Consider the following 13,341-nt stretch of genomic DNA (forward strand, 5'->3'; position numbering starts at 1 on the left):
CCTGAGGCCAGTTAAACTCGATTTAGGCTCTTTCAACTAAACCGGATCTTAAGCAAGAAGTACATACATACATCTTCTGAGCTCCGCCATTAGTTTTAACCTTAACAGACTTAACGTTAGCTTTCCACATTTTGTTAGATCTTCTATGTGAATGACTCACTGCATTACCAAAATGAGCAGCTTTCTCGCAGATTGCACACTTAGCCATCGTAGCACCTCCTTAACCGATCATTGGACTTCCTATTAAAATCCATAACAAAGGTATAATAGCAGAAAATAGGAAAATATGCAAGTGAAAAACCAAAAAAAATAAAAAAAGTTTTCGACAGATGTCTATTTTCTATTTCCTTTTTAACGTGGGTGGTGTATAATATACGCGTAAGCCATGAGTCATGCGGATAAAAAAGGCTGAAAAACGGTGTTGTGCTTGCACATAAGCCGTATTTCAGACATTTTTATCCATAGGGCGAAGCCCGTGAGCGAGATGGAGCGAAGCGGAATCGAGCTGCATGACGGGGTAGAGAGACGCATATATTTCATCCCACGCGCCGACACAGGAGCCGCCCCGGCTCCGTATGTCCAGCCCGTGAGGTACTCATCCCACGCGCCGACACAGGAGCCGCTCCGGCTCCGCATGTCCAGCCCGTAAAAAATCATGGCATAAAATTCGAATCAAACAAAAACAAGTAAAGAAACGGAGGCTGTCAATATGAAAGGACGCATCGACAATAAAATGGGTTCGATCCAGATCGATCCGGAAGTAATTGCAATGTACGCCGGAACGACAGCAGTAGAATGCTTCGGTATCGTTGGCATGGCGGCTGTCAGTATGAAAGATGGTCTGGTAAGACTGCTTAAAAGAGAAAGCCTGACACACGGCATCAACGTAGCCATCAAGGACAATGCACTCAGCATCGATTTCCACGTAATCGTGGCATACGGGGTCAGCATCTCTACCGTTGCGGACAACCTGATCGAGAGTGTAAAATATAAAGTAGAAGAGTTTACTGGCATGAAGGTTGAGAAAATCAGCATTTATGTTGAAGGCGTAAGAGTGATAGATTAAGGAGGAACAAACCCTGTGGGCATGAATTATATAGATGCCGGGATGTTAAAGAATGCATTTCTGGCTGGAGCAAAGGGCCTGGAGGCCAACAAGGAATGGATCAATGAGCTGAACGTATTTCCTGTTCCAGATGGAGATACCGGTACGAACATGACGATGACGATTCTGTCAGCCGCCAGAGAAGTGGCAGCCGTTGAAAATCCGACGATGGAGGCGCTGGCGAGGGCGATTTCCTCCGGTTCCCTGCGTGGCGCACGAGGCAATTCCGGCGTTATCCTTTCACAGCTCTTCCGCGGATTTACGAAAGAGATTAAGACGGTAGATGTCATTACGACGAGTGTTCTCTCAGACGCATTTAACCGTGCGACGGAGACAGCTTATAAGGCAGTTATGAAGCCGAAGGAAGGTACGATTCTGACTGTTGCCAAGGGAATGGCGGATAAAGCGGCAGAACTGGCACCGCAGACCGAGGACGTACTTGAATTTTCAGAGAAAGTATTGGAGTACGGCGAATATGTTTTAAGCCAGACACCGGAGATGCTTCCGGTTCTGAAAGAGGCAGGTGTAGTGGATTCTGGCGGACAGGGTCTGATTCAGGTTATCAAGGGCTGTATTGAGGGCTTAAAAGGAAAAGTCGTGGATATCGACGCGGCAGTTACTCCGTCTGTATCGGGAAATGGAGCGGCAAAAACAGCAACAGGCGCCGGAAGCACGCAGGCAGCGGATATCCGTTTTGGTTATTGTACGGAATTTATTATCAATGCAGAAAAACCGGCGGATGAGACGACAGAGCAGGAACTGAAAGATTATCTGAGCACGATCGGCGACTCCCTGGTAGTTGTGGCAGATGATGATATTGTCAAGATTCACGTTCATACAAACGATCCAGGTCTGGCGATTCAGAAAGCACTGACCTACGGTTCCCTGTCCCGCATCAAGATTGACAATATGCGCGAGGAACATCAGGAGAAACTGATCAAAGATTCCGAACGTCTGGCGGCACAGCAGAAGGCAGAAGAAGCCAAAGAGAAGAAGGAAGAACCACGCAAGAAATATGGATTTATCGCCGTATCGGTCGGAGAAGGTCTTTCTGAGATTTTCAAGGGCATCGGCGCTGACTATATCATCGAGGGCGGACAAACGATGAATCCGAGTACGGAGGATATGCTGGAAGCAATCGAAAAAGTCCATGCCGAGACAGTTTACATTCTGCCGAACAATAAAAATATTATTCTGGCGGCAGAGCAGGCAAAGAGCCTGTCAGAAGATACCAAGGTATATGTAGTTCCGTCCAAGACGGTTCCGGAGGGTATCACGGCGCTGATTAATTTTGCTCCGGATCTGACGGCGGAAGAAAATATGGAACAGATGTCTGAAGAGATGAGCCACGTTAAGACCGCTCAGATTACCTACGCAGTCCGCAATACATCGATCGATGGTATGGAGATCGCAGAGGGCGATATCATGGGGATCGGCGACAGCGGCATGCTGGCAGTTGGCAAGAATATCGAGGAGACCGCGATGGAGTCACTTCGTAAGATGGTAGATGATGAGTCTGAGCTTGTGACGATCTATTATGGTGAGGATGTCACGGAAGAGGACGCAGAGGCATTCTGTGAGAAAGCCCGCAAAGAATTTACATCCTGCGAATTTGAATGCCAGAATGGCGGGCAGCCGATTTACTATTATATGATTTCGGTAGAGTAGATTTAGGTCGTTTAAAGTGATTGAAATGCGTTAAATGAATCTACACGATTGGCTGAGAAAATGCAGATAACGAGAAAATGAATTTTCTATGTGATGGCGCAGATAAAACATTTGATGGATAAAACAAAAAATAATTTATAAGCATGAAACGAGGCAGGTCAGGGGAGAGATCCCTGCGTCCTGCCTTTCTTTCATTTTAATATACTCTAGGAGTTTTTTCGTCTGGTAACTGTTTTTTTGCGGCTGATATTCCGGGTGTAAATTCCGAAAAGCAGGAGGAGATAGATGGAACAGCAGAATATAACCGCTGTCAAGGGCATCGGTGAAAAGACGGCAAAGTTATTTCAAAAAATAGGCGTGGAAACGGTGGAAGAACTGCTCCATTATTATCCGCGTGCTTATGACGAGTTTAAGGAATCGCAGCCGATCGCGGAACTGAAGGAAGATACGATCGCGGCAGTCGGCGGAATCCTGGCAAAAACGGCGGATGTGGTGCGGTATGGAGCGCGCCTGCAGGTTACGACGGCTGGATTGCGGGATAGCGGAGGCACACTGGCGCTGGCATGGTACAATATGCCCTATCTGCGCGGGACGCTCAAGGCGGGGGAACGCTTTATTTTCCGTGGCCGTGTGGTAAAAAAACGGGGAAGACTTACGATGGAGCAGCCGGAGATCTACCGCCCGGAACAGTATGCGAAAGTCGTGTCGTCTATGCAGCCGGTTTACGGACAGACGAAGGGACTTGGAAATAAGACGATCGCAAAGGCAGTCACGGAAGCCCTCACGATGCGCCAGATGGAACGGGAATATCTGCCGGCTGGTCTGCGGGAAAAGTACGGATTGGCGGAAATCAACTATGCGCTGGAGCACATCCATTTTCCGGCAAACCGGGAAGAACTGATGTTTTCCCGGAAACGTCTTGTGTTTGATGAATTTTTCATGTTCCTGATGTCAGTGCGCCTGCTCAAAGACAAAAAAGAAGATAAAAAGAGCGCATATCCATTTACGATTTCTGGGGAAATGGCGTCGGTGGAAGAGCGCCTCCCATATGCTCTGACCGGGGCACAGAAAAAGGTAATCCGGGAGGTGTACGCCGATTTGTCCGGCGGGCATATCATGACCCGATTGATTCAGGGTGACGTTGGTTCGGGTAAGACGATTGTGGCGATTCTGGCGTTGCTGCAGGCGGCGGCAAATGGATATCAGGGGGCGCTGATGGTGCCGACGGAGGTACTGGCGCGCCAGCATTACGAGTCGATGACCGAATTGTTTGCGTCGCTGGGAATCACATATCGTCCGGTGCTTCTGACCGGTTCGATGACAGCGAAGGAAAAAAGGCTTGCCAGAGAGTCGATTGAAAATCATGAGGCAGATATCGTGATTGGAACCCACGCGCTGATTCAGGAAAAAGTGGTGTACGACAATCTGGCATTGGTAATCACGGATGAACAGCACCGTTTTGGAGTGGCACAGCGGGAAATGCTGAGCAAAAAAGGCGGCGAGCCGCATGTGCTTGTCATGAGTGCGACGCCGATCCCGCGGACGCTGGCGATTATTTTATATGGGGATCTTGATATTTCCATCATCGATGAACTTCCGGCAAACCGGCAGCCGATCAAGAACTGTGTCGTGAACCGTGAATTTCGCCCGAACGCCTACCGTTTTATCGAAAATGAAGTCCGCGCCGGCCGTCAAGCATACGTCATCTGCCCGATGGTCGAGCCGAGCGAGATGCTGGAGGCAGAGAACGTCATCGATTATACCGAAGAGCTGCGCCGCGCCCTGTCCCCGTCGATCCGGGTGGAATATCTGCACGGAAAGATGAAGGGAAAAGAAAAAAATGCGATCATGGAAGCATTTGCGGCAAATGAGATTCATGTGCTGGTATCCACCACGGTCATCGAGGTCGGAATCAATGTCCCGAATGCCACCGTTATGATGATCGAAAATGCCGAGCGTTTCGGTCTGGCGCAGCTCCATCAGCTCCGCGGGCGCGTCGGTCGAGGAAAAGACCAGTCCTACTGCATCATGGTCAACGCCTCCGGCGAAGAAGACGCCGGAAAGCGGCTGGATATTCTCAATAAGTCAAATGACGGCTTCTACATCGCCTCCGAAGACTTAAAACTGCGCGGTCCCGGAGACCTCTTCGGCGTCCGCCAGAGCGGTGATCTCGAATTCCATTTAGCAGATATATTTGCAGATGCAGATATATTGAAGGCAGTTTCGGATGAAGTGAAGAAATTAATGGATAAAGATCCGCTGTTGGAGGCGGAGGAGAATCAGGAGCTGAAACGGAAGATGAATGGATATTTAGAGAGAGGATGGGAGAAGGTGAATTTGTGATGGGATGGATTGAATTGCAAATCGCGGTTTGAGTAGATTGATTAGAAAAAACTCCTGCATACACAGAATGAAGATTTATCTGTTTATGCAGGAGTTTTTTGAAATTTACAGCCGTTTATCAGCCGTCAATTCTCATTACATCTGTCCCTCATTATACCGCTTAATCAGCTTCTGGATCTTCGCAGTCGGTGTCAGTGCGTTCTCCAGAGATACGTTATGGTTCAGGGAGTTGATGATTGCAGCGATAAATTTGCTCATATCAGCTTCTACATACCAGTCACGTTTAAGAAGTTCCGGCGTGTGGTAGTTTAAGTTGGTGGTTACAACGCAGTCGAGGTAACCTTTTGCGAAAAATTCGTCGAATTTCTCAAGTCCGTTGGTGAACAGACCGAAAGTAGCGCATACAACGACGCGTTTTGCCTTGCGCTCTTTGAGGGCGCGGCAGGTGTCCAGCATGCTCTCGCCGGAGGAGATCATGTCATCGATGATGAGAACGGTCTTTCCTTCAACGGAAGAACCTAAGAACTCATGGGCAACGATCGGGTTACGTCCATTGACAACACGGGAGTAATCGCGGCGTTTGTAGAACATACCCATGTCAACACCCAAGTTGTTTGCCAGATATACGGCGCGGGACATAGCGCCCTCGTCCGGGCTGATAACCATCAGGTTGTCCTTGTCGATCTTTAAGGTTTTGTCATGGTTCAGTAATGCCTTGATAAACTGGTAGGTCGGCATGAAATTATCAAAACCGCTTAACGGAATGGAGTTCTGTACACGCGGGTCATGTGCATCGAAGGTAATGATGTTGCTTACGCCCATCTGAATCAGTTCTTCGAGCATCATCGCGCAGTCAAGGGATTCACGACCGCTGCGCTTGTGCTGGCGTCCTTCATATAAGAACGGCATGATAACATTGACACGATGTGCGGTAGCAATGGATGCGCCGATGATACGTTTTAAATCCTGATAATGGTCGTCCGGGGACATATGATTGGTAAATCCGCTCATTTTGTAGGTCAGGCTGTAGTTGGTTACATCGACCATGGCGTAAATATCGGTACCACGGACAGACTCATTGACGATGCCTTTTGCTTCACCGCTTCCGAAACGCGGGCACGCGCAGTCAAGCATGTAGGAATCAGCATCATAGCCGCGGTACTGTAAATTTTCCTGACGTTTTTTCAGGACTTCAATATCGTTGCGGCGGAAATTGATAATGTGGGAGTTGACTTTCTCAGCCAGATCCCGGCAGCTCTCCAGTGCGGCAATTTTAAGCGGCGCAACCGGAAGCGTGTCATTAAACACGTAGTCATTCGACATGATTATACCTCCAAACAGTGTAGGTCCTTCGATGCATGCGGGCAGAGCGTACAAGTTTGTCTGCCATTTGCAGGACATAATACAACTACTTTATACCATTTTATGATAAGAAACGTCAATAGCAAATGAGAAAATTACAAAAAAAATCAAATATTTGGCTTGCTTTCATTTTTTATTTCATAGGACGTATTTTCCTGTGAAACAAAAAATCCACATCTGCGAATCGGAAGCACAACTTTACAAAAAAGCTGATTACTGTTAATATAATACTGGATTCTTAGGGTTTAAAAATATTTGAAATGAGGATTTTATAAATGAAAAAAGGTCATCTGATAAAATCGGTCGATCCGGGCTCGATTGCGGAGGAAATGGAGCTGGAGCCGGGGGACGTCCTTCTGACGATCGATGGAGATGAGATAGAGGATATTTTTGATTATGAATATAAGATAAACAGTGAGGAGATTACGCTGCTGGTCCGCAAGAAGAACGGCGAGGAGTGGGAACTGGATATCGTAAATGAGTATCAGGATCTGGGGATTACCTTTGAAAATGGTCTGATGAGCGATTATCGTTCCTGCAGGAATAAGTGCATCTTCTGTTTCATCGACCAGATGCCGCCGGGCATGCGTGAGACACTGTATTTTAAGGACGATGATTCCAGACTTTCGTTCCTGCAGGGCAACTATATCACGCTGACGAATATGAAGGATAAGGATATTGAGCGGATTATCCGGTTTAAGCTGGCGCCGATCAATATTTCAGTGCAGACGACAAATCCGGAGCTGCGCTGCAAGATGCTTCATAACCGCTTTGCCGGTGAGGCACTCCAGAAAATCGACCGCCTGTATGAGGCGGATATCCCGATGAATGGTCAGATCGTTTTATGCCGGGGCGTCAATGACGGGGCGGAGTTAGACCGTTCGATCCGTGATCTGACGAAATACATTCCGGCGATGCAGAGTGTTTCGGTCGTGCCGGTCGGTCTTTCGAAGTACCGCGATGGTCTGTATCCGCTTGAGCCATTTACACCGGAGCAGTTGGGCGATACCATTGATTTGATAGAGAAATGGCAGAAGAAGATCTATGCGGAACACGGTATTCACTTCATTCACGCCAGCGATGAGTTTTACATGGGCGCCGGGCGCCCACTTCCGGAAGCGGATCGCTATGATGGCTATATCCAGCTGGAAAATGGGGTCGGCATGATTCGCCTGATGGAGGAGGAGATAGCCGAGGCGCTGGAGCAGCTGCATCCGGGAGAGGCTGGCGAGGTGTGCCCGGAGGAGATTTCGATTGCAACGGGACGGCTGGCTGCCCCGTATATTGAGCAGTATGTAGAGCGCGTGTGCCGCCAGTTCCCGGGGAAAAAGGTACATGTATATGCGATCCGCAATGACTTCTTTGGTGAGCGGATCACGGTGGCGGGGCTGATCACGGCAAAGGATCTGATTGCACAGTTAAAGGAACAGCCGCTCGGCAGCCGCCTGCTGCTTCCAAGCGCCATGTTCCGAAGCGGCGAGGAGACATTTCTGGATGATCTGACCCGCACGGATGTACAAAATGCTTTACAAGTTCCGGTGGATATTGTAAAATCAAGCGGACGCGATTTTGTGGAAGCAATTCTGGCTCCTGTGAAGGAGGAAAGCTCCAGGCATGGCGAGTATGAGCCGGATCCGGAGGAATTTGCCGCTCAGATGGATGATAACTGGCAGGAAGAAGATCTGGATGGCGTACAGGTGTACGCATATGAGCCGGAAGACCTGGACGAGGATGCTCCGGATGAAGTCGTTTGTTTTGAAGAGGAAGACTCAGATCGGGAGGATGAGAAAGAAACGTGATAGCTGGAAATACAGTGGAAAACGTGCTTTCGGACACACAGAAAGAAAGCGTCTGGATGTGAAATGCATCACAATGAATGAAACAAGTAACTGGACAATAAAAATAGCAGCTGTGGATTTACAAACCAGCTGCGGAGCATGAAAATAAATGGAGGCATAAATATGAAAAAGAAACCGGTGGTGGCGGTCGTTGGACGTCCAAACGTGGGAAAATCCACCCTTTTCAACGTCCTTGCGGGCGATATGATTTCGATTGTAAAAGATACTCCAGGTGTAACGCGTGACCGTATTTACGCGGACTGTACCTGGTTAGACCATTCTTTTACCCTGATCGATACTGGCGGTATTGAGCCGGATACGAAGGATATTATCCTGTCCCAGATGCGTGAGCAGGCGGAGATCGCGATCGCGACGGCGGATGTGATCCTGTTTATCGTAGATGTGCGTCAGGGCATGACCGATTCGGATTCCAAGGTGGCGGATATGCTGCGTAAATCGAGAAAACCGGTTGTTCTGGCGGTCAATAAAGTAGACAATCCGGCGAAATTTGGCAATGACGTCTATGAGTTCTACAACCTCGGTATCGGTGATCCGGTAGCGATCTCGGCAGCCTCCCGTCTGGGACTGGGCGATCTGCTGGATGCAGTCGTGGCACATTTCCCGGAGGGAAGCGGCGACGAGGAAGAGGATGACCGTCCGAGAGTGGCGATTGTCGGAAAACCAAACGTAGGTAAGTCTTCTATTATAAATAAGCTTCTGGGCGAGAACCGCGTCATCGTATCGGATATCGCCGGTACGACCCGCGATGCAGTCGATACAGAGATTGTCCGCAACGGTACCGAGTATGTCTTTATCGATACGGCAGGTCTGCGCCGCAAGAGCAAGATCAAGGAGGAGCTGGAGCGCTACAGCATCATCCGTACCGTAACGGCGGTTGAGAGAGCGGATGTGGTTCTGATGGTCATCGACGCGAAAGAGGGAGTAACCGAGCAGGATGCAAAGATTGCCGGTATCGCCCATGAGCGTGGAAAAGGTATTATCATCGTGGTAAATAAATGGGATGCGATCGATAAGACCGATAAGACTATTTATGAGTACACCAATAAGATTAAGACCGTTCTGTCCTTTATTCCGTATGCGGAGTTCGTGTTCGTATCCGCACTGACCGGACAGCGTATGAATAAGCTGTTTGAGATGATCGACATGGTGCGCGAAAATCAGACACTGCGTATTGCAACCGGCGTTCTCAATGAGATCCTGGCAGAGGCAGTGGCACTGCAGCAGCCGCCGTCTGACAAGGGCAAGCGTTTAAAGCTCTACTATATGACACAGGTAGCGGTCAAACCGCCGACATTTGTTGTGTTTGTCAATGATAAGGAACTGATGCATTTCTCATATACACGGTATCTCGAGAACAAGATCCGTGACGCATTCGGATTCAAGGGAACTTCCTTAAAATTCCTGATCCGCGAGAGAAAGGGGAAGGATCAATAATGGAACGTCTCATCTGTATTGTGATTGGCTATATCTTTGGTCTGATCCAGTCCGGCTATCTGTATGGAAAGGCGAATCATATGGATATCCGCCAGTACGGCAGCGGAAATGCCGGTTCTACGAACGTCCTGCGTGTGATGGGAAAGAAAGCGGGCGCGATCGTATTTTTAGGGGATTTTTTCAAGGCGGTGCTTGCGATGGCAGTCTGCCGCCTGTTGTTCAAGGGAAATGAGGAGGTGGATCTCCTTGCACTGTATGCGGGACTGGGAGTTACACTCGGCCACAATTTTCCGTTTTACCTGAAATTCAAGGGCGGCAAGGGAATTGCCTGTATGGCAGGCATTATGACTGCGATGGATCTGCGGATTACGCTGACCTGTTTCGTGATTTTCTCCGTGACGGTGTTCCTGACCCGCTATGTATCGCTTGGTTCGATTCTTGTGTCGATCACCTTTTTTGCAGAGCTTGTGATCTTTGAGAGCATGGGTTCCTACCGGGTAAGCACGCCGAACCGCATCCAGTTCTATGCACTGGGCGCGATCCTGATGTGCATGGCGATCTGGCGCCATCGGAGCAATATTGGGCGTCTGTTGTCCGGCACAGAAAACAAACTGGGCGCGAAGAAATCATGAGAGAAGTTTAACAACACTTTACATAGTTGCCATAAGGTAATTGTTCACAGGTAGGCACTTTTGGAACCGAAAGTGCCGTAAGAAAACGTGGTGGCAGCAGGAATTTGCCGTATTGAAATGCGAGCCACGGCAAATTCCGTTACTGGGCACGTATGCGTGAACAGTAACGTCATAAGTAGTGGGAATGTATAAAAAATTCCAAATAACATTGACCTGTAGAGAGAAGAAGAGAGAAAAGCAGGTCGGGAGGTATCAGGATGGCAGCAGTAGGAATTATCGGAGCCGGAACCTGGGGCACAGCCCTGGCGGTGCTTCTGAACAATAATGGACACGATGTGACAATCTGGTCGGCATTTGATACAGAGATCCAGGAAATGAGCCGCACCAGACGGCACAAAAATCTGCCGGAGGTTGTACTTCCGGATCCGATCCAGATGACAGCGGATCTGCGCACCGCGATGGCGGAGAAGGATATGCTGATTATGGCGGTTCCGTCCGTCTATGTCCGCAGTACGGCGGCGAAGATGAAGGAATACCTGCGTTACGGTCAGATTGTCGTGGATGTGGCGAAGGGAATCGAGGAGCAGAGTCTTATGACGATGTCACAGGTCATCGAGGAGGAACTTCCACTGGCGGAGGTAGCCGTCCTTTCCGGACCGAGCCATGCCGAGGAGGTGAGCCGGGGATTGCCGACTACCTGTGTGGCAGCGGCGCACCGCAAAAAGACTGCTGAGTTCATGCAGAGTGTGTTTATGAGCCCGGTGTTCCGTGTTTACACCAGCCCGGATATGCTGGGCGTGGAAATTGGCGCGGCTCTTAAAAATGTCATTGCGCTGGCAGCCGGTACAGCGGATGGGCTGGGATGCGGCGATAACACGAAGGCGGCGCTGATCACCCGCGGAATTGCGGAGATTGCCCGTCTGGGTATTGCAATGGGCGGAAAACAGCAGACCTTCTACGGATTATCCGGCATTGGTGATTTGATCGTAACCTGTGCGAGCATGCACAGCCGCAACCGCCGGGCGGGTATCCTGATTGGAAAGGGATACACGATGGATGAGGCGATGAAGGAAGTGCAGATGGTTGTCGAGGGCGTTTATTCTGCGAAAGCCGGTCTTCTGCTGGCACAGAAATACGGCTGCGATATGCCGATCGTTTCCCAGGTCAATCAGGTGCTGTTTGACGGAAAATCTCCGAAAGAGGCGCTGGCAGATCTGATGATGCGCGATCCGCGGATCGAATCGAGCGATCTTCCGTGGGAAGGATAATTCAGGCGGCAGCCTTTTTTCTGAATTTGAGTGATTAAATTTGGGAAAATAGCAATGAGATCTACTATGTTTTTCTGGAAAATGCAGGTGTCCACGTCAGGTGGACAAAAGCTTATAAAAGTGGTTGCTATAACCTGTAAGAATACTTAATATAACTACGAGATCTGGAAAAGAGAGAATTTAGCGAAAAAAAACGAAAATCCGCTAAATTCCCTCTTTTTTAAGTGGTTTTTGTATTGACAATTAGAGGGGTAAAATTTATAATTGCCTCATTCAAATAGTTGTTGTATTCCATTGCAGCATAGAATTGGAGGAGAATATTATGAAAAAAAGAGTAGTTAGTCTTGGACTTGCAGCCATGATGGCGATGTCTATGACCGCTTGCGGTGGCTCTGGAAATGCGAGCACTTCTGAATCAGCAGCAGAAGACGCACAGGGCGCAGAGGGAGCTGACGGCGAAGTATTTAAAATCGGCGGCATTGGACCGATCACCGGTGCGGCTGGCGCTTACGGCGAGGCTGTAAAGAATGGTACTGAGCTGGCAATCAATGAGATCAACGAGGCTGGCGGTATCAATGGTTACCAGGTAGCGTTCAACTTCCAGGATGATGAGAATGATCCGGAGAAGGCGATCAACGCATACAATACCTTAAAAGATTGGAACATGCAGATGCTTCTTGGTACCGTTACTTCCAAGCCGTGTATCGCAGTTGTAGCAGAGACAGCATCAGATAACCTGTTCCAGCTGACTCCGTCCGGATCTGCTGTTGAGAGTATTTCCGGCGACAACGCATTCCGCGTATGCTATTCTGATCCGGATCAGGGACGTGCATCCGCTCAGTACATCGGCGAGCACAAACTGGCAACCAAGATCGCTATCATCTACGACAGCTCCAGCGAGTACTCCGATGGTATCCGCGAGTCCTTCGTAGCAGAGGCCCCGAATCAGGGTCTGGAGGTAGTAGCCAGCGAGGCATTTACATCTGATAACAATACCGATTTCTCCGTACAGCTTGATAAAGCAAAAGAGTCCGGCGCTGATCTGGTATTCCTGCCGATCTACTATCAGGAGGCATCTGTTATCCTGAAACAGGCAAACGATAAAGATTTCCATCCGCAGTTCTTCGGCTGTGATGGTATGGACGGTATCCTGAGCGTTGATGGCTTTGATAAGTCCTTAGCAGAAGGTCTGATGCTTCTGACTCCGTTCTCCGTAGACGAGGAGTCCAGCCAGGACTTCGTAACTGCTTACCGTGATGCTTACGGCATCGACCCGCTTCAGTTCGCAGCAGATGCTTACGACGGCGTATATGCAATTAAGGCAGCTGCAGAGAAGGCAGAGATCACACCGGATATGAGCACTTCCGATATCTGCGATGCACTGAAAACAGCTATGACTGAGATCCAGATCGATGGTCTGACCGGTACAGAGATGCACTGGACGGCAGAAGGCGAGCCGCAGAAAGCGCCGAAAGCTGTAGAGATCAAAGACGGCAAATATGAGATGATGCAGTAATTAAAAATTTAAAAACTGCAGAACCGTTGCGGCTATATGTATGTAGCTCTGATGGGACTGTTACTGGATGTCCGGCGGCACAGATGGCTGCCGGGCATTTAGTAACAGCTTTCTTTTTAAAACGGTTCACTGCACATGCTTGCCTGCGACGACG

The 13,341-nt window shown here is 49.1% G+C and carries 10 protein-coding genes; 8 read left to right on the plus strand and 2 right to left on the minus strand.

Features of this window, described 5'->3' with window-relative positions; all coding sequences use genetic code 11:
- Positions 1 to 22: 22 nt before the first annotated feature.
- A complete protein-coding gene (gene rpmB / locus PG862_RS02990; RefSeq protein ID WP_003504147.1) occupies positions 23 to 208 on the minus strand; it encodes a 50S ribosomal protein L28 in 186 nt (61 codons plus the stop codon).
- A gap of 501 nt (positions 209 to 709) precedes the next feature.
- On the opposite strand from rpmB, the gene PG862_RS02995 reads away from it, so the two are divergent.
- The 3 genes from PG862_RS02995 to recG all read left to right on the plus strand — a co-directional run bounded on the left by PG862_RS02995 (position 710) and on the right by recG (position 5,116).
- A complete protein-coding gene (locus tag PG862_RS02995) occupies positions 710 to 1,066 on the plus strand; it encodes an Asp23/Gls24 family envelope stress response protein (RefSeq protein ID WP_022359718.1) in 357 nt (118 codons plus the stop codon).
- 15 nt (positions 1,067 to 1,081) lie between these two features.
- Complete coding sequence (locus PG862_RS03000; RefSeq protein WP_270706446.1) at positions 1,082 to 2,773, plus strand: DAK2 domain-containing protein; 1,692 nt, start codon at positions 1,082 to 1,084, stop codon at positions 2,771 to 2,773.
- 285 nt (positions 2,774 to 3,058) lie between these two features.
- Positions 3,059 to 5,116, plus strand: coding sequence for an ATP-dependent DNA helicase RecG (gene recG / locus PG862_RS03005; protein WP_270706447.1), 2,058 nt, complete (start codon positions 3,059 to 3,061; stop codon positions 5,114 to 5,116).
- A 135-nt stretch (positions 5,117 to 5,251) separates the two neighbouring features.
- On the opposite strand, the gene PG862_RS03010 is transcribed toward recG, so the two are convergent.
- Entirely contained in the window at positions 5,252 to 6,439 is a 1,188-nt protein-coding gene (locus PG862_RS03010) for a ribose-phosphate pyrophosphokinase (protein ID WP_022359714.1), read from the minus strand.
- A gap of 314 nt (positions 6,440 to 6,753) precedes the next feature.
- On the opposite strand from PG862_RS03010, the gene PG862_RS03015 reads away from it, so the two are divergent.
- From PG862_RS03015 to PG862_RS03035, 5 genes are all read left to right on the plus strand, one after another.
- Positions 6,754 to 8,277: a DUF512 domain-containing protein gene (locus tag PG862_RS03015; RefSeq protein ID WP_270706448.1), complete on the plus strand. Its 1,524-nt coding sequence runs from the start codon at positions 6,754 to 6,756 to the stop codon at positions 8,275 to 8,277.
- A gap of 162 nt (positions 8,278 to 8,439) precedes the next feature.
- A complete protein-coding gene (der, locus tag PG862_RS03020) occupies positions 8,440 to 9,771 on the plus strand; it encodes a ribosome biogenesis GTPase Der (RefSeq protein ID WP_118293679.1) in 1,332 nt (443 codons plus the stop codon).
- Positions 9,771 to 10,403: a glycerol-3-phosphate 1-O-acyltransferase PlsY gene (gene plsY, locus PG862_RS03025; protein WP_118628862.1), complete on the plus strand. Its 633-nt coding sequence runs from the start codon at positions 9,771 to 9,773 to the stop codon at positions 10,401 to 10,403. The genes der and plsY overlap by 1 nt, the downstream gene beginning before the upstream one ends.
- Before the next feature lie 257 nt (positions 10,404 to 10,660).
- On the plus strand, positions 10,661 to 11,671 hold the full coding sequence (locus PG862_RS03030; protein ID WP_270706451.1) for an NAD(P)H-dependent glycerol-3-phosphate dehydrogenase: 1,011 nt from the start codon (positions 10,661 to 10,663) through the stop codon (positions 11,669 to 11,671).
- A 322-nt stretch (positions 11,672 to 11,993) separates the two neighbouring features.
- Positions 11,994 to 13,187: an ABC transporter substrate-binding protein gene (locus PG862_RS03035; protein WP_118491352.1), complete on the plus strand. Its 1,194-nt coding sequence runs from the start codon at positions 11,994 to 11,996 to the stop codon at positions 13,185 to 13,187.
- The last annotated feature ends 154 nt before the right edge of the window (positions 13,188 to 13,341 follow it).

Source organism: Clostridium fessum (assembly GCF_027698965.1).
Classification (GTDB): domain Bacteria; phylum Bacillota; class Clostridia; order Lachnospirales; family Lachnospiraceae; genus Otoolea; species Otoolea fessa.